The organism is Stenotrophomonas sp. STEN038 (assembly GCF_056759895.1).
Map to the genome: position 1 here is coordinate 26,475 of NZ_JBRRDW010000032.1, position 17,402 is coordinate 43,876.

Consider the following 17,402-nt stretch of genomic DNA (forward strand, 5'->3'; position numbering starts at 1 on the left):
TTCAGGCCGGGCTGACCTGCAATGCGGTCTTGGCGGCCTCGAGCTTGCGGCGTTGCTCATCGTCTTCGCAGCGTTGCAGCGCCTCTTCGATCAGTTGCAGTGCTTCAGCGTCGCGGTTGTAGCGTTCGCCCAGCAACAAGGCGGCCTGCAAGGCCCACTGTGGTGCTTCAGGTGCGCGCGGCCATGCCTTGAACATCGCGCGCAAGGTATCCATCTGCAGTTGCAGCTGGCCGCTGAGGCGGGCGCGTTCGGCCAGATGCGCTGCCTGCTGCGGTTCGGCCGGGATGAAATCCGGATCGACCTCAAGCATGTCGCGCAGCACGTTCATCGCCTCGCGCTCCTGCTTCTCGATCAGCAGGCGGCTGATGTACTGGCGGGCATGTTCGCGCAAAGCATCCGATGCGCCTTTGCGGCGAAGCAGGCGCTGGTACAGCTCGTGTACCGGCAGGCTGACTGCGCGCGAGCGTACCGAGCCACGTAGCACATCCAGCGCGGCATCCGGTTGCCCTTCGCGGATGAAGTGTTCGGCTTCATCGAGCAGTTTCTGGTCCGGGTCATGCCGTGTAAAGGCGTCATGCGTACCCTCCGGCTCGAAGCCCAGCGCATCGTGGTATTGGTAGACCAGATAGCCGAGCAGATGGAAGGCGCTGAACAAGCCCCAGATGCTGAAGAAACTGAGTACGAGTTCGCCAATGATGGGCGGCATGAAGCCGTGCAGCCATTGACCAGCGGTCAATGCGCTGGCCTGGATGACGAACAGCAGCAGGAAGGCCGCTAGGTAGGGCCAGCCGATGCGGAGGGCGATGGTGATCGAAGTGACTGGATTGGCAGCGTGGCGCAGGCTGCCATCCATGGCCAGCGAGATCACGCAGCCGGGTTGCAGCAAGACGACCGCGCCGAGTGTCAGCAGGCCGATCACGGGCCCGGTGAAGATCGCCACCGTCACCACGAAGATACCCATCAATATCATCAACCCCAATAGCCGGATGACGGTGCCATCGCTGCTATTGAGGGTGTTCTCCGGCGAGGCCATGCGTCCGTTTGCGGTTTCGCGCAGGATCTCGAAGGCATAGCGGTAGATCGCCACCCAGGTGACGATGCCAAGCAGCCAAACAATGGCTGGCAGCCAGGTCAGCAAGGTGCATAGGGTGAGTGCGATCAGCGAGTACAGTGCCGGGCCACGCACAGGATAGAGCGTGATCGCAGGCAGTCGTTGCCAGAACGGTTGTAGGCGTTGCGCATTCGCGCCACGCTTGCGGTCTTCCATGACATTCCCCCGTGAGTCAGGGGCTGATTGTGGCTGCTGCGACAGCGGGCCGGCAATGGGCCGGCCCGGTTGAGACACTCAGCGCTTGCCGCCGAAGATGCTGCCCAGGATGCCGCGTACGATCTGGTTGCCCAGCTTGGTGCCGACGGTACGGGTGGTCTGCTTGGCCATGGTTTCGATCATGCCCTGGCGGCGCTTGGTGCCGAAGATGGCGTCCTTGATGCTCTGGCCGAATCCACCTTCCTGTTCTTCGTCCTGTTGGCGGGTGCGCGCGGCCGGGGCCTGCGCCTGCTCGACGGCTTTCTCCGCGCGCTGCGCCAGCAGCTCGGCAGCGGATTCGCGGTTGACGGCGGTGTCATAACGGGTGCCGACCGGGCTGCCGGCACGCACCTGTGTACGCTCGGCATCGGTGATCGAGCCCATCCGGCAGCGTGGTGGCGCGATCAGGGTCTTCTGCACTGGCGAGGGAATGCCCTTGTCCTGCAGGGTGGAGACCAGTGCTTCACCGGTGCCCAGTTGCGACAAGGTGGCGACCACGTCGAGCTTGGGGTTCTGCACGAAGGTCTCGGCCGCGGTCTTGACTGCCTTCTGGTCGCGCGGGGTGAAGGCGCGCAGCGCGTGCTGTACGCGGTTGCCGAGCTGGCCGAGGATGTTGCCAGGCACGTCATCCGGGAACTGCGAACAGAAATACACGCCCACGCCCTTGGAGCGGATCAATCGCACCACTTGCTCGATGCGCTGCACCAGTGCCGGCGGTGCATCGTCGAACAACAGGTGGGCTTCGTCGAAGATGAAGACCAGCTTGGGTTTCTCCAGGTCGCCCACTTCCGGCAGCTGCTCGAACAGCTCGGACAGCAGCCACAGCAGGAAGGTGGAGTACAGGCGCGGCTTGAGGATCAGCTGCGCGGCGGCAAGAATGCCGACCACGCCGCGGCCATCGTGGTTGACCCGCATGATGTCGGCCAGCTCCAGCGCCGGCTCGCCGAAAAAGGCTTCGCCGCCGTCCTGCGACAGGCGTAGCAGCGAGCGTTGGATCGCGGCTACCGACTGCGCGCTGACCAGGCCGTATTCAGTGGAGATGTCCTTGCGTTCCTCGGCGACCAGGCCGAGCAGGGCGCGCAGGTCGTCCAGATCCAGTAGCAGCAGACCACGGTCATCAGCCAGCTTGAACACGATGTCGAGCACGCCGGACTGGGTGTCGTTGAGCTCCAGGATCCGCGAGAGCAGGGTAGGGCCCATTTCGCTGACCGTGGTGCGCACTGGATGGCCGAGCTTGCCGTAGAGGTCCCAGAACACCACCGGGCTGGCAGCCGGGGCAAAGCCATCGACGCCGATCTCGGCGGCGCGCTGGGCCAGCTTTTCGCTGCCTTCGCCAGCAACCGCAAGGCCGGCCACATCGCCCTTCACATCGGCCATGAATACCGGCACGCCCAACCGCGAGAACCCCTCGGCCAGCGTCATCAAGGTCACCGTCTTGCCGGTACCGGTGGCACCAGCCACAAGGCCGTGACGGTTGCCGAAGCGCGGGAGCAGGGTGACGGCGATGTCGTCGGTGACGCCTTTGCCGAGCAGGATCGGGTCCATGGAGGCACTCATTGGTGAATGAAGGAAGGATTCTAACGGCCGACTGTATCGCCGCGGTGGCAATGTTGCCCCCGGGTCTGTCTGCCAGCTACCCTGCCTCACCTTTGTCATGCAGTGCTGCTGATGCCCGTATCCCTGTTTTCTGCTCGTGCCTGGTCGATGTTGGTTGCGACTTCGCTGTTGACCGTGGTTCCGGCCGCCCAGGCGATCTCCGCCCGTGACAAGGTCAAGGTTGATGCCATCGAGGCGCGGATGACGGCGGCCGAGAAGCGCTACAGCGATGCCTTGGTGCTGGTTGCCAATGCCGACCCCAAGGGCACCACCGAGGGTGACGCCGCACTGGAAGACATGGAGGACGTGATCAGTGCCTGCATCGCGCAGAAGGGCTGCCAGGTCAGCAATCTGTTGGCCACCTACAAACGCCTGCTCAAGCAGCGGGCCGATGCCAGCGGCGAGGCGCAGGAGGAGGACGGTGGCCCGCTGGAGGCCGATCCGGACCATATCGCGCCGCTGGTGGCCGATGTGCCTGAAGCTGCCCGCGCGGCGGCCCTGCTCAACGATCACCGGCATGCCTTCGACGACATGGTCGAGTACAACCCGGCGATCCACGCCGGCATCCGTCGCTGGCTTACCGATATGCGGCCCTCGCTGCTGACCAGCTACGAGAACTACATGAACCTGCGTGGTGTCATGTGGCCGGAGTGGGAGAAGGATGGCCTGCCCGAGGCATTGCTGTTCGGCATCATGGCCAAGGAATCCAATGGTCGCGTGCATGCCTCCTCGCGCGTCGGCGCGGCTGGGCTGATGCAGTTCATGCCGGCAACCGGCCGCCGTTTCGGGCTGGGCCCGGATGGCACCGGCTTCGACACCCGCTTTGATCCGCGCAGCGCTGCCAGTGCCAGTGCCGATTACATGAACGAGCGCATGCGTGGGCTTAACAAGAACATCGAGTACGCCTTGGCGGCCTATAACGGCGGCGAAGGCCGTGCTGCGCGCATTTACCGCGAAACCGGCGGGCAGAGCTTCTGGACCGATACCTCGTACAACCAGTTTCCGGGTGAGACCAAGGACTACGTGCCGATGGTGATCGCGGCGGCGTGGATCTTCCTGCACCCGCAGCAGTACGGCGTCGAGTTCCCCAAACTCAACGCACAGCCGGCGACGATCCGCCTGGCCAAGTCGACCACCATTTACGAGCTGACGATCTGCCTGGGCAGCACCGGCACGCGTGACGGTTACATGCGCGCGCTGCGCAACCTCAATCCGCGCTACGAGGCGGATGGCTGGATTCCGGGCGGAACCACCATCAACGTCACCACTCGCATTGCCGGTTTGTACAACCGCTATTGCGTCAGTGGCCCGCGTGCAGATCTGGCGCGTGCCTTGATCACTGCCGATTTGAACGCGGCGATCAAGCGCCCATCGGCAGCAACGGTTACCGGCAGTGTGGCGGTAGGTGATGTACAGGCGATGCAGGCAGCGCAGGCTGCTGCACCTGTCGTGGCACCGGCGCCGCGCCCGGCCGCACCGGCACGGCGGGTAGCACGCAGCTACAAGGTTGCCCGCGGTGACACCTTGGGTGCCATCGCCAACCGCTTCCAGTGCGAAGTGCCAGCGTTGGCTCGCGCCAATGGCCTGCGCGCACCGGCCTATGCCCTCAAGCCAGGGCAAACCTTGAAGCTGGAAGGCTGCGGTCGTTGAACCAACAAGGGCGCCGAAAGGCGCCCTTGTTGTATGTGCTGGCTCTGCTTTTGTGGGAGCGGCGTGAGCCGCGAAGCAGATGGATCACCAGATTGCGGGAGCGCCGCTCCTACAAAATGACGCCGCTTCCGCCGCGACTGCGAGGTTGTCAGCGCAGCTTCGCCAGCGCCTGGCCCAGCTGCACCGGGCTCTCGGCGGTCAGCGATGGATCAAAATCCGCCACGCCCGGCGGCAACAGCACGATCACGGTTGAGCCGTAATTGAAGCGCGCCATCTCGGCGAAGCGTTCCAGGGTGATGCCCTTGCCACGCCAGTCCTTGCGGGTGATGCGGTCGCCGTAGGCGGGGATCTCCTCGCCACTCCACACGGTCTCGACACCGCTGACCAGCAGCGCGCCGACCATCACTTGCACCATCGGCCCGAAATCGGTGTCGAAATGGCAGACCAGGCGTTCGTTGCGGGCAAACAGACGCGGTACATTGGCCACCGCATCGGTGCCGACGCTGAACAGTCGGCCGGGCACGTGCACGGTCTCGCGCAGGGTGCCGGTCCACGGCATGTGCACGCGGTGGTAGTCGCGCGGCGACAGGTAGACGGTGGCATACAGGCCGTTGTTGAACGGCACCGCGTCGGCGGCGTCGCCCAGCAGCTCGGCGGCGGTGAATGATTGGCCCTTGGCCTGGAAGATGCGGCCATCTTCGATCGGGCCAAGTTGGCTGATGCGGCCGTCGGCCGGCATGATCAGGGTGCGCGGATCGGCCGCGGCCACGCGTGCGCCGGGCTTCAGCGCACGGGTGAAGAAGGCGTTGAAGCTGGGGTAGCTGCGCGGGTCGGGATTGGCCGCTTCGCCCAGATTGACGTTGAACTTGCTCGACACCGTGTCGATCAGCCAGCGCGAGATGCGCGGGTTCTGCGAATAGGCCAGCGAACGGGCCATCGAAGACAGCAGGCGGTGCGGCAATACGTAGGTGAGGCTTGTAACCAGACTCATGGTGCGGTTTTCTCGGTGAGCTTCTTCAGGTCGCTGGCAATCGCCTGCGGGTTGAACGGGGGGCGCATCAGGCCGGCCAGCCGGCCCTGCGGATCGAGCACGGCGATGCTGGCGGAGTGGTCCATGCTGTAGTCGTCCGGGTTCTGCTCGAAATGCTTGCCCGGTGCTTTCTGGAACACCATGCCCAGCGAGGTCGCAAAACGTTCCAGCGAGGGCACGTCGGCGGTGGCGGCAATGGTGTCCTTGTGGAAGGCGTGGGCGTACTCGCCCAGACGGTTCGGGGTATCACGCTCGGGGTCCACCGAGACCAGCACCACCCGCGGGCGCAGGCTGTCCGGAATGGTTTCCCACTGCTTCTGGGCCTGGGCCAGCTCGGTCAGGGTGGTCGGGCAGACGTCCGGGCAGGAGGTGAAGCCCAGGAATACCAGGGTCCAATGGCCGCGTAGCTCGCCCGGGATCAGGCGGGTGCCGTCGGACTGGGCCAGGTCGAAGTCGGGCAGGGTGCGCGGGGTGCCATAGAAAATGATGCTGCTGGTGCCGTCCGTGCCCTTGTTCGAGGGTCCGAAGACCTTCTGCGCCAACAGCAGGCCGAGGCCGGCGGCCAGGGCGATGGCCAGGATGATGCCGGTATTTCGATTGAACATGCGCGCGGGCTTCCGTTCGGATACGGCGGCGGGACGGGAGGTCCGCCGAGGGCGGGATACGGGAGTGTAGGGGATTGCAGGCGTACACCCCGGCCGTTGGGCGGGCGTTTGCGCCCCTTTGGAGGGCCATTGCCGAAGTTTCGGCTGCAACTTGGCAATCAATATACCGGCCAGGTGCCTATAATCGCAGACCTTTCAAGTATTTCCGTATTGCCATGACTGCCGAAGCGGCCGCTGAACTCCAAACGATCGTCGATCTGATCCGCTACGGCGCAAGCCGTTTCAATGCTGCTGGCCTGACCTTTGGCCATAGCTATGACAATGCCCTGGACGAGGCGACCCAGCTGACCCTGCACAGCCTGCACCTGCCACCGGACCTCGGCCCGGCCTATGGCACGGCGCGGGTACTGCTGGAAGAGCGGCAGCAGGTGCTGGCGCTGTTCCAGCGTCGCATCGACGAGCGGCAGCCGGCAGCCTACCTGACCGGAGAGGCCTGGTTCGCGGGTTTGAGCTTCAAGAGCGACTCGCGCGCACTGGTGCCGCGCTCGCCGATCGCCGAGTTGATCCTCAGCGGCTTCGAGCCGTGGCTGGCCGGGCGTGACGTCAGCCGTGCGCTGGACCTGTGCACTGGCTCGGGCTGCATCGCCATTGCGATGGGACATTACTACCCGAACTGGCAGGTGGACGGCAGCGACGTCAATGATGCCGCGCTGTCGCTGGCGGTGGAGAACAAGGAACGCCTGCTCGCCCACAATGTGGAGCTGGTCAAGAGCGACCTGTTCGCTGGCCTGCAGGGCCGCGTCTACGACCTGATCGTCACCAATCCGCCCTACGTCACCAATGACGAGACCGACGCGCTGCCGAAGGAATACCAGCACGAGCCAGACCTGGCCCTGCGCGCCGGCGATGACGGCCTGGACCTGGTGCTGAAGATCCTGCGCGATGCCCCGGACCATCTGACCGAAGACGGCTTGCTGATCTGCGAAGTAGGCGATTCCGAGCAGCACCTGATCAAGCTGCTGCCGGAGGTCTACATGTCTTGGATCGAGTTCAAGGTCGGGCAGATGGGCATCTTTGCTGTCGAAGCGGCTGAGCTGCGTGCGCACCACGCACGCATCGCCGAGTTGGCAGCTGCACGTTCCTGAGTCACGCTTTTGCCGTCATTCCGCGTTGGCGGAATGACGGCAACGGCAGGCGTAACCGCAAGAGCACAACGGCATTGAATACATTCGGACAACTCCTCCGCGTCACTACCTTCGGTGAATCCCACGGGCCGGCCATCGGCTGCGTGATCGATGGTTGTCCGCCCGGTCTGGAAATCAGCCCCGAAGAATTCGCCCACGATCTGCAGCGCCGCGCCACCGGCAAGAGCCGTCACACGTCCGCGCGGCGAGAGGCCGACGAAGTCGAGATCCTGTCCGGGGTCTATGAAGGCCGCACCACTGGTACGCCTATCGCGCTGCTGATCCGCAACACCGATCAGCGCAGCAAGGATTACAGCAACATCGCCCAGCAGTTCCGCCCGGGCCATGCCGATTACAGCTACTGGCAGAAGTACGGCATCCGTGACCCGCGCGGTGGCGGCCGTTCCTCGGCGCGTGAAACCACCATGCGCGTGGCCGCCGGCGTGGTCGCCAAGAAGTGGCTGCTGCAGCGTTTCGGCGTCAGCGTGCGCGGCTACCTGTCGCAGCTTGGCGAGATCACCCCGGCCGGTTTTGACTGGAATGTGGTCGAAGACAACCCCTTCTTCTGGCCCGATGCCAACCAGGTACTCGAGCTGGAAACCTATATGGATGCGCTGCGCAAGTCCGGTGATTCGGTCGGTGCGCGCGTGACCGTGGTTGCCGATGGCGTGCCGCCGGGTTGGGGTGAGCCGATCTACGGCAAGCTCGATGGCGATATCGCTGCCGCGCTGATGAGCATCAACGCGGTCAAGGGCGTGGAGATCGGCGATGGCTTCGCCAGCGCTGCGCAGAAGGGCACCGAACACCGTGACCTGATCACCCCGCAGGGCTTCCAGTCCAATCATGCCGGCGGCATCTTGGGTGGCATCTCCACCGGCCAGCAGATCGTCGCCTCGATGGTGCTCAAGCCCACCTCCAGCCTGCGCCTGCCCGGCGCCACCGTGGATACGGCAGGCAACGCGGTGGAAGTCATCACCACCGGTCGCCACGACCCCTGCGTCGGCATCCGTGCCACCCCCATCGCCGAGGCGATGCTGGCGCTGGTGTTGATGGACCAGGCCATGCGCCACCGCGCCCAATGTGGCGATGTCGGCGAGATGAGCCCGCGTATCCCGGGCCAGCTCGATGGCTGATCAACGGCCCCGCGTCTGGGTGTCGCAGCCCCTGTTCGACGACACCGTCGCGCAGTTGGCGGTGCACTGTGATGTGGTTTCCACGTCCACGGTCACCAAACACGACAGTGCCAGCCTCAGTGCGAATCTGGCCGGCATGGATGGCGTCCTGATCACGCTCAACGAACGCATCGGTGCGGCCGAAATCGCCAATGCGCCCGCATTGAAGATGATTGCCAACGTTGGCGTCGGCTATAACAATCTTGATGTTCCTGCGTTGAATGCATCCGGCATCGTTGCCAGCAACACGCCGGATGTACTCACAGAAACCACTGCCGACCTCGGCTTCTCGCTGCTGATGGCGGCCGCCCGCCGCATCGTCGAATCCGACCGCTGGCTGCGCGACGGCAAGTGGGGGCAGTGGTCGTTCACCACCATGCTCGGCGCCGATCTGCATGGCAGCACCCTGGGCATCCTCGGCATGGGTCGGATCGGCCAGGCCATTGCCCGCCGTGGTCATCATGGCTTCGGTATGAAGGTGCTGTACCACAATCGTTCGCAGCTGCCTGCCGAGCAGGAGCAGGCAGTCGGTGCCAGCTATGTCGGTTTCGATGAACTGCTGGCCAGCGTCGATCACCTGGTGCTGGTGCTGCCGTACACCGCGCAGAACCACCACATCATCAATGCCGCCGCGCTGGCGAAGATGAAGCCGACGGCCACACTGGTGAACATCGCCCGTGGCGGCATTGTCGATGAGCTGGCCTTGGTTGACGCGCTGGCCAATGGTCGCTTGGCCTCGGCCGCGCTCGACGTCTACGAGAACGAGCCGAACGTGCGCCCGGAGCTGCTGGCGCTGCACAACATCGTGCTCACCCCGCATATCGGCAGCGCATCGCTGGCCACGCGCCGGGCAATGGTGCAGGTGGCGGTGGACAACCTGCTGGCTGGCCTTGGCATTGGCCCGGATGCGGGCAAGCCGGCCAATGCCATCAATACCGAACTGCTGAACAACGGCACCGCGCGCCTTGCCGTGGCCGGCAAAAAAGTCGACGACAAAAAACGATAGGGAGCCTCGGCAGCCGTGCGCTGGAGGTTCCCCGAACCTGGCTCGATGTGTGTCTACCCCCTCCAATATCTCGAGTATCCCCATGAGCAATGAAGCCCGTCGTTTCCACGTAGCCGTTGTTGGCGCCACCGGCGCTGTCGGCCAGACCATGCTGTCCATCCTCGCCGAGCGCAATTTCCCGATCAGCAAGCTGACCCTGCTCGCCTCCGAGCGCTCGGCCGGCCAGCAGGTCGATTTTGAAGGCGACAAGATCACCATCCAGGACCTGGCCACCTTCGACCCGGCCGGCGTCGAGATCGCCCTGTTCTCGGCCGGTGGTGGCATTTCCAAGGAATTCGCGCCCAAGTTCGCCGCTGCAGGCGCGGTAGTGATCGATAACTCGTCGACCTTCCGTTACGACGATGATGTGCCGTTGGTGGTGTCCGAGGTCAACCCGGAAGCGGCGAAGAACCGTCCGCGCGGCATCATCGCCAACCCGAACTGCTCGACCATGCAGCTGATGCCGGTGCTGGCGCCGATCCACCGCGAGTACGGCATCGAGCGCATCAATATCGCCACCTACCAGTCGGTGTCGGGCGCGGGCCAGACCGGCATGGAAGAGCTGGGCAAGCAGACCGCGCAGCTGCTCGGCTTCCAGGAGATCGAGCCGAAGAAGTTCCCGATGCAGATCGCCTTCAACCTGATCCCGCACATCGACGAGTTCCTCGACAACGGCTTCACCAAGGAAGAAATGAAGCTGGTCTGGGAGACCCGCAAGATCCTCGGCGACGACAGCATCCTGGTGAACCCCACCGCAGTGCGTGTGCCGGTGTTCTACGGCCACTCCGAGGCGGTCAACATCGAGACGAAGAAGAAGATCAGCACCGAGCAGGCCCGCGAACTGCTGGCCGCCGCGCCGGGCGTGAAGGTGGTGGACGAGCGCAAGGCTGGCGGCTATCCGACCCCGGTTACGCATGCCTCGGGCACCGATCCGGTCTATGTCGGCCGCATCCGCGAGGACATCTCGCACCCGCGTGGTTTGAACATGTGGGTGGTGGCGGACAACATCCGCAAGGGCGCCGCACTGAACGCAGTGCAGCTCGCCGAGCTGGTCGCCAACGGCGGCTGATCCCCCCAACGACGCCGGCGTGATGCCGGCGTCGTTGCATATGGGCGGTACAGCGGTGTTCGAAAGGCGGGTCAGCCGTTATATTGGCCGCCATGAAACCAAGGGGCGGGGGCGCGATGCGCTCATTACAAGGTGTGCTGGTTCTCGGCCTGGCGCTGTTCAGTAGCACAGCAATGGCGTTGGGGCTGGGCAATATCCGCGTCCTGTCCAAGCCGGGACAGCCTTTGCTGGCCGAGATTCCGGTCATTACCAGTGATGCGAGCGAGCTCGACAACGCCAAGGCGGGGCTGGCATCAGCGGCCACCTTCGAGCGTGTAGGGCTGGCTGCGCCGACCGGGCTGGTAGGAGAACTGCAATTCCAGTTTGCGCAGGACCGTGATGGCCGCGCGGTGATCCGTGTGACCAGTGCCGCGCCGGTGCAGGTGGCGTCGGTAGGTTTCCTGATCGAGGTCGATTGGGGCCAGGGCCGGCTGGTGCGTGAATACTCGGCGCTGGTGGCCGCACCCGAAGCCGCAACCGCAGTGGCCGAACCGGTGATCGAAGCGCCGGCTGCGGCGCAATCCAATCTGATCGTGCGTGAGCCCGAGCCGCTGCCTGGGTTGCCGGCACCTGCCGCGCCGGTAGCAGCGCCTGCGTCGGCTCAACCGGTTGCCGCGGCACCCGCAGCGCGCCCTGCAGCGATGCCGTTGGCCAGCAGCGAAGGCCAGCTGGCTCCGGTGCAGCGCGGTCAGAGCCTGTCGCAGATCGCCCGCGAGCTGTCGCGTGATAGCGGTGCTTCCTTGAATCAGACCATGGTCGCGCTGATGCGGGCCAATCCGGAAGCCTTCATCCGCGGCAACATCAACCTGCTCAAGCAGGGCGCGGTGCTGCGTACCCCTGCGCAGGAAGAGCTGGCGCGGGTGGATGCATCCGAAGCACGCGCCATCGTCCGTGACCAGGCCGCACAGTGGCGACAGGCGCGCGCGCCTATCCCGCAGCCGGCAGTGGCCGATGCAGCGGTGGTGCCGGCCAAGGCCGCTGCACCGGCAGCAGCAAGTGCGGGCCCCAGCGGTGCACGCCTGGAAATCGCCCCGGCTGTGGCCGGCGCACAACAGACTGCGGGAATGACGACCGGACTCGATGCCGGTGGCGAGGGTGACATGTTGGCCAACGAACAGCTGCAGCAAGCCAAAGAAGATCTGGCGGCGCGTGACGCGGAATTGCAGGAACTGCGGGATCGTGTCGGCGAACTCGAAAAACTGCAGAAGCAGCAGCAATCGCTGATCGCGATGAAGGACTCGGATCTGGCCGCAGCCCAGCAGCAGTTGGGCGAGGCGGCCAAACGCGATGGCGCCGGTTCGTTTGGTTGGATCTGGTTGGGGCTGGCGCTGCTGGTGCTGGGTGCGTTCGGTTGGGTGCTGAGCCGTCGGCGCAAGCCGCTGCCGGCCGCCCCGCGCGCTGATTTCGAGGCGGGAGACCTGGCCGCAGCGATGCCGGTGATGGGCGCCCCAGCTGTACAGCAATCGTTGCATGCAGCGGAAGTGGACGAGCTCGGCCCGCAGGACGAGCTGGCCGCCCAGCCGCTGCCCGCCGCTGCGGAAGTGCAGCCCGAAGCCTATGAAGAACCGATGCCGGCATGGCTGAAGTCCAGCCCGCCGGCCCGCGTGGAGCCGGTGCTTCCGGTGGCTGCGCCGGCGGTTGCACACAAGCCGGTGCTGCTGTTTGAGGCCTCGCGGCAGTTCGATGCTGTGGTCGAACCTGTGCCTGCGCAGCCCGAGCCGGCTGCGGCCGATGAGGCGGGTTGGCTGGCCGGTGACGTGGCTGCGGTTGCGCCGCTGGCACCGGCGCCTGCTGGCCGTGAACGGCTGGAGTTGGCCATTGCCTATCTGGACCTCGGTGATGCCGAGACTGCGCGTACCCTGCTCAACGAGGTCGCTGCCAGCGCTGACCCGCAGGCACGCAGTGAAGCGCTGGAATTACTTGGCCGCATGGCCTGACGGAGAGTTGCAATGAAGCGCGAGCGGCGGATTGACTACGTGGAATTCGCCTCGCGCGACCCTGCGGCGAGTCGTGTTTTTTTCGAGCAGGTATTCGGCTGGACGTTTGAAGACTACGGCCCGGATTACACGGCTTTTGATGACGGTGAGCTGCAGGGTGGCTTCTTTCGTGGCGAGCCGGCGACCACGAGCGCGGGCGCGCCGCTGCTGGTGCTGTACGCGGCGCAGCTGGGCCCGCTGCTCGAGGTAATCGCAGCGCAGGGCGGTGAAGTGGTCAAGCCGATCTTCACTTTTCCCGGTGGTCGGCGGTTCCAGTTCCTGGAACCTGGTGGCAACGAACTGGCTGTGTGGTCAGAAAGCGACAACGACTGAGTTGGAAGTAGTTCCATCGGTTCCAACAAGATCAGAGGTTCAATGATGCGCTATGCGCTGGGCGTGGAATACGACGGCAGCGAATTCAAGGGCTGGCAGCAGCTCGGGGAGACCGGCTGTGCCAGTGTGCAGGCGACCTTGCAGGACGCATTGTCCTCGGTCGCCAATGCGCCGATCAGTGTTGTTTGCGCGGGCCGCACCGATGCCGGCGTCCACGGTGAATGCCAGGTCGTGCACTTTGACAGTGACGTCGAGCGCACACCTCGCGGCTGGGTGCTGGGCACCACCACGCGGCTGCCGCCATCGATCTGCGTGCGCTGGTGCGTGCCGGTGGTGGATGAATTCCATGCGCGGTTTTCGGCCAAGGCACGACGCTACCGTTACCGTATCCTCAATCGCCAGGTACGGCCGGCACTGTACCGGCAGATCCTGAGCTGGGATAGACGCCCGCTGGATGCCGATGCGATGCATCGGGCGGCGCAGGCGTTGCTGGGTGAGAACGACTTCGGTGCGTTCCGTAGCGCGCAGTGCCAGGCCTTGCATGCACGCCGTGAGATGCAATCGATCGCGGTTCGTCGTCAGGGCGAAGTGGTGGAAGTCGAAGTCCAGGCCAATGCCTTCCTGCATCACATGGTCCGCAATATTGTCGGCTCGCTGATGATGGTGGGCGCTGGAGAAAAGCCTGAAAGCTGGATCGGGGAGTTGCTGGCAGGCCGTGATCGCAATCTGGCAGGGCCAACCGCACCGCCGCAGGGCCTGGTATTCGTCGGTCCGCTGTATCCTGAGCTCTGGAAGCTGCCGGACGAGGTGACACTGTGAGCCGTACGCTGTTTCGTACCCGCATCAAATTCTGCGGCATGACCCGCGCAGGCGACATCCGACTGGCCACCGAGTTGGGTGTGGATGCTATCGGGTTCATCTTCGCCAAGGGCAGTGCCCGCCGGGTGGCGCCGTCCGAAGCGCGTGCCATGCGCCAGGCGATCACACCGATGGTCGAAGTGGTGGCTTTGTTCCAGCAGAACAACCGCGAGGAAGTGCGCGAGGTGCTGCGCGCAGTGCGACCGACCCTGTTGCAGTTCCATGGCGACGAGGACGATGCGTTCTGCCGCAGCTTCAACATGCCGTACCTGAAGGCGATTGCGATGGGCGGACGCAGCGACGTCACCGCGCGCGGCCTGCAGCAGATGTATCCGCATGCCGCGGGGTTCCTGTTCGACAGCCACGTGGCTGGTGGCAGTGGCGGCACCGGCGTCGCCTTTGACTGGTCGCAGATTCCGCCCGGCGTGCACCGGCCTTACCTGCTGGCTGGGGGCATTCGCCCGGAGAACGTGCACGACGCAATTCTCGCGACCCAGCCTTGGGGCGTGGATGTGTCCAGCGGCATCGAGGTATCGCCCGGGATCAAGGACGGCTACAAGATGCGTCAGTTCGTCGAAGAAGTACGCAGGGCCGACCTGCATGTCGAGCAGGACTGAATACGCGCGCTGAGCGTGGCGATGTATTGCACTGGTGATGCCCGGGCTGCCGCACTTTTGGGATCCGGTCGCAGGGCATGTCCGGGCTGATTCCCTTATGATGGTGTCCACGGCGACAAGCACGGATGCCTGTGGGAAACGGATGTTACTGTCACAGCTTGCAGGCTGAGGCAGTTCCCGCTGAGCAGCTGGGCGCCACAAGGAAAGTGTGCATGGCGGAGTTTCTGGAAGTAGCGCTGTCCTACCCGACGTTGCCTTACAGCGTCGTGTTCGCGTTTGCTGTCATCTACTGGTTGCTGGCTGCGACCGGTATCGTCGATGAGGGTGGCATTGGTAGCGGGGACGGCGCCGACTTTCATTCCCACGGCGGCGAGCATGGCGCGACCGGCATTGCCGCGATGTTCGCGCGGCTCGGCCTCGGTGGTGCGCCGACCATGCTGGTGGTGTTGCTGCTGGCCTTTTTCGGCTGGACCATCACCTATCTGGTTCAACTTTTCTTTCTGCAGTCAATGCCGGCGCCCCTGCGCTGGGGTGTCGGCACGGTGGTGGCCATTGCCGCCTTGATTCCCGGTGCGGTGGTGTCGGCCTGGGTGCTGCGGCCAATACGCCGACTGCTGCTCAAGCTTCGGCCGGTTGCCCAGGAGTCCATCCTCGGCCGGTTTGCCCAGGTCACCTCACCGGAAGTCACCACCACGCAGGGCTATGCCAGCATGGATGACGGCGGCGCCGGCCTGATCCTGCATGTGCGTACCCGCGAAGGCAGCCGTTTGCCGCGTGGCCAACGTGTAAGGCTGGTGGAATACCTGCCCGACAAGAATCACTACCTGGTGGTCGCCGATACCGACCTGCCAGGCTTGGACGTTTTCCCTTCTGATGTATCAGGCGACAAGGAGATCCGCTGATGAGTACTGCTTCGCTGGCCACTTTCATTGTGGGGGTTGCTGCCCTGCTGGTGTTTTTCCTTGGTTTGGCGGGTTTGTTCAAAGCCTTCTACAAGAAGGTTGACCAAGGCACCGCGCTGATCGTCAACGACATGAGCTCGCAGCCGAAGGTGCATTTCACCGGCGCCTTGATCATTCCGGTGCTGTACCGCGCTGAGCACATGAAGATCAGCCTGATCACCCTGCAGGTTGATCGCCGTGGCAAGGAAGGCCTGATCTGCCGCGACAACATGCGCGCCGACATCACCGTGGCGTTTTACCTGCGCGTCAACGAAACCCAGGCTGACGTGCTGCGCGTGGCCAAGGCGATTGGCGCTGATCGCGCCTCGGACAAGAACGCGGTGGATGATCTGTTCAACGCCAAGTTCTCCGAAGCCTTGAAGACCGTGGGCAAGAAGTTCGACTTCACCCAGCTGTTCGAGAAGCGCCAGGAATTCCGCGACGAAATCATCGCGGTGATCGGCAATGACTTGAATGGCTACGCGCTGGAAGACGTGGCCATCGATTACCTGGAGCAGACCCCGAAGTCGCTGCTTGATCCGAGCAACATCCTCGACGCCGAAGGCATCCGCAAGATCACCGAGCTGACCGCCGCGCAGAACGTGATCACCAACGAGTTGGCGCAGAACGAGCGCCTGGCCATCACCAAGAAGAATGTCGAAGCCAAGGAAGCCACGCTGGCGCTTGAGCGGCAGCAGGCAGAGGCCGAGGCGCGCCAGCGCCGCGAGGTGGAAACCATCCGCGCCCGCGAGGAAGCCGAGACCCTGAAGGTGCAGGAAGAACAGCGCCAGCTGTCCGAGAATGCCCGCATTGAAGCGCAGCAGCTGATCGACATCCGCGACCAGAACCGCCTGCGCGAAGTGGAAGTGGCCGAGCAGAACCGTCAACGCGCCGTTGCCATCGAAGTCGAGCGCGTCGCCCGTGCCCGCCAGCTCGAGCAGGTCACCACCGATCGTGAAGTGCAGCTGCAGGGCGTGGAGCGCGACAAGGTAGTCGAGCAGGGCAAGATGGATGTTGCCAACATCACCCGTGAGCGCATCTCCATTGACAAGACCGTGGCGCAGGAAGAAGAGCGCATCAAGGAAGTGCGCCAGGTGTCCGAGGCCGACCGCCTGAAGCAGGTCGCGATCCTCGAAGCCGAGGCGCAGGCGCAGGAAGCGATGCTCAAGCAGGTCAAGGAAGCCGAGGCCAGCGAAGCGGCGGCCAAGCACCGCGCGGTGGAAATCACCACGCTGGCGCAAGCCGAGTTCGACGCCGCAGGCAAGCAGGCCGAAGCCAAGAAGGCCTTGGCCGATGGTGTGCGCGCCGAGCGCGCTGCGCCGGGTCTGGCCGATGCCCAGGTCAAGGAAGCCGGTGCGCTGGCCATCGAGAAGGTCGGTATCGCCGAGGCCCGCGTGGTCGATGCAATGGCCGATGCCAACCTCAAGCAAGGCACGGCCGAAGCCAAGGTGCTGGCCGAACAGCTGGCCGCACGTGCACAGGGCGAGGAGCAGATGGGCCGCGCCAAGGCAACCGCAACCGAAACGTTGGGCTTGGCGGAAGCAACGGTCATCGAGAAGAAGCTGCTCGCCGAGGCGGATGGTTTGACCCGCAAGTTCCAGGCCATCGATTCGCTGGGAGATACCGCACGCGGCCACGAAGAGTTCCGCATGACCCTGGAAACCGGTCTGCGTCAGGCCCTGGCGGCGATCGACGCCGGCAAGGAAGTGACCAAGGAGAATGCCGAGGTCATCGCCAGTGCGCTGCGCAACGCCAAGATCGACATGGTCGGCGGCGACGGCGGCATGTTCGAGAACCTGGTCAAGGCGGTGTCGCTGGGCAAGTCGATCGAAGGCCTGACCGACAAGAGCCCGATCGTGCAGGACCTGATGCAGCGCTACCTCGGCGTCGACATGTCCGCGCGTGGCTTGCCGGCGCGCCGTATCGCCGACACGTCCGCAGCGGATTCGGACGCAGGCTGAGTGAAGGCATGCCCCGCGCG

At 64.5% G+C, this 17,402-nt stretch carries 15 protein-coding genes; 11 read left to right on the forward strand and 4 right to left on the reverse strand.

Features of this window, described 5'->3' with window-relative positions:
* Position 1: 1 nt before the first annotated feature.
* Together ACVOLS_RS13830 and ACVOLS_RS13835 are read right to left on the reverse strand one after the other, a co-directional pair.
* On the reverse strand, positions 2–1,267 hold the full coding sequence (locus ACVOLS_RS13830; RefSeq protein WP_481546065.1) for a tetratricopeptide repeat protein: 1,266 nt from the start codon (positions 1,265–1,267) through the stop codon (positions 2–4).
* Positions 1,268–1,345: 78 nt separating this feature from the next.
* Positions 1,346–2,851 carry a helicase HerA-like domain-containing protein gene (locus tag ACVOLS_RS13835; RefSeq protein WP_481546066.1) on the reverse strand — a complete coding sequence of 502 codons (1,506 nt, stop codon included), beginning with the start codon at positions 2,849–2,851 and terminating at the stop codon, positions 1,346–1,348.
* A 123-nt stretch (positions 2,852–2,974) separates the two neighbouring features.
* Between ACVOLS_RS13835 and ACVOLS_RS13840 the strand changes: the two genes are divergently transcribed.
* Positions 2,975–4,552, forward strand: a complete 1,578-nt coding sequence (locus tag ACVOLS_RS13840; protein ID WP_481546067.1) for a transglycosylase SLT domain-containing protein — start codon at positions 2,975–2,977, stop codon at positions 4,550–4,552.
* 148 nt (positions 4,553–4,700) lie between these two features.
* Here the strand turns inward: ACVOLS_RS13840 and asd are convergent, their stop codons facing one another.
* Positions 4,701–5,543 (reverse strand): archaetidylserine decarboxylase, encoded by an 843-nt coding sequence (gene asd / locus ACVOLS_RS13845; protein WP_481546068.1) that lies wholly within the window; start codon positions 5,541–5,543, stop codon positions 4,701–4,703.
* A complete protein-coding gene (locus tag ACVOLS_RS13850; protein ID WP_481537440.1) occupies positions 5,540–6,187 on the reverse strand; it encodes an SCO family protein in 648 nt (215 codons plus the stop codon). The genes asd and ACVOLS_RS13850 overlap by 4 nt, the downstream gene beginning before the upstream one ends.
* A 215-nt stretch (positions 6,188–6,402) precedes the next feature.
* On the opposite strand from ACVOLS_RS13850, the gene prmB reads away from it, so the two are divergent.
* The 10 genes from prmB (at position 6,403) to ACVOLS_RS13900 (ending at position 17,382) form a co-directional block, all read left to right on the forward strand.
* Complete coding sequence (gene prmB, locus ACVOLS_RS13855) at positions 6,403–7,332, forward strand: 50S ribosomal protein L3 N(5)-glutamine methyltransferase (protein ID WP_481546069.1); 930 nt, start codon at positions 6,403–6,405, stop codon at positions 7,330–7,332.
* A 74-nt stretch (positions 7,333–7,406) separates the two neighbouring features.
* Positions 7,407–8,504, forward strand: coding sequence for a chorismate synthase (aroC, locus tag ACVOLS_RS13860; protein WP_481546070.1), 1,098 nt, complete (start codon positions 7,407–7,409; stop codon positions 8,502–8,504).
* Positions 8,497–9,549, forward strand: coding sequence for a 2-hydroxyacid dehydrogenase (locus ACVOLS_RS13865; protein ID WP_481546071.1), 1,053 nt, complete (start codon positions 8,497–8,499; stop codon positions 9,547–9,549). The genes aroC and ACVOLS_RS13865 overlap by 8 nt, the downstream gene beginning before the upstream one ends.
* Positions 9,550–9,631: 82 nt before the next feature.
* On the forward strand, positions 9,632–10,657 hold the full coding sequence (locus tag ACVOLS_RS13870; RefSeq protein WP_481546072.1) for an aspartate-semialdehyde dehydrogenase: 1,026 nt from the start codon (positions 9,632–9,634) through the stop codon (positions 10,655–10,657).
* Between the two features lie 116 nt (positions 10,658–10,773).
* Complete coding sequence (locus tag ACVOLS_RS13875; protein ID WP_481546073.1) at positions 10,774–12,633, forward strand: type IV pilus assembly protein FimV; 1,860 nt, start codon at positions 10,774–10,776, stop codon at positions 12,631–12,633.
* Between the two features lie 12 nt (positions 12,634–12,645).
* Entirely contained in the window at positions 12,646–13,005 is a 360-nt protein-coding gene (locus tag ACVOLS_RS13880; RefSeq protein WP_481546074.1) for a VOC family protein, read from the forward strand.
* 45 nt (positions 13,006–13,050) lie between these two features.
* Complete coding sequence (gene truA / locus ACVOLS_RS13885; RefSeq protein ID WP_481546087.1) at positions 13,051–13,824, forward strand: tRNA pseudouridine(38-40) synthase TruA; 774 nt, start codon at positions 13,051–13,053, stop codon at positions 13,822–13,824.
* Complete coding sequence (locus ACVOLS_RS13890) at positions 13,821–14,480, forward strand: phosphoribosylanthranilate isomerase (protein ID WP_481546075.1); 660 nt, start codon at positions 13,821–13,823, stop codon at positions 14,478–14,480. Before truA ends, ACVOLS_RS13890 begins: the two co-directional genes overlap by 4 nt.
* Before the next feature lie 212 nt (positions 14,481–14,692).
* Complete coding sequence (locus ACVOLS_RS13895) at positions 14,693–15,382, forward strand: hypothetical protein (protein WP_481546076.1); 690 nt, start codon at positions 14,693–14,695, stop codon at positions 15,380–15,382.
* Positions 15,382–17,382 (forward strand): flotillin family protein, encoded by a 2,001-nt coding sequence (locus tag ACVOLS_RS13900; protein ID WP_481546077.1) that lies wholly within the window; start codon positions 15,382–15,384, stop codon positions 17,380–17,382. The genes ACVOLS_RS13895 and ACVOLS_RS13900 overlap by 1 nt, the downstream gene beginning before the upstream one ends.
* Positions 17,383–17,402 lie beyond the last annotated feature (20 nt).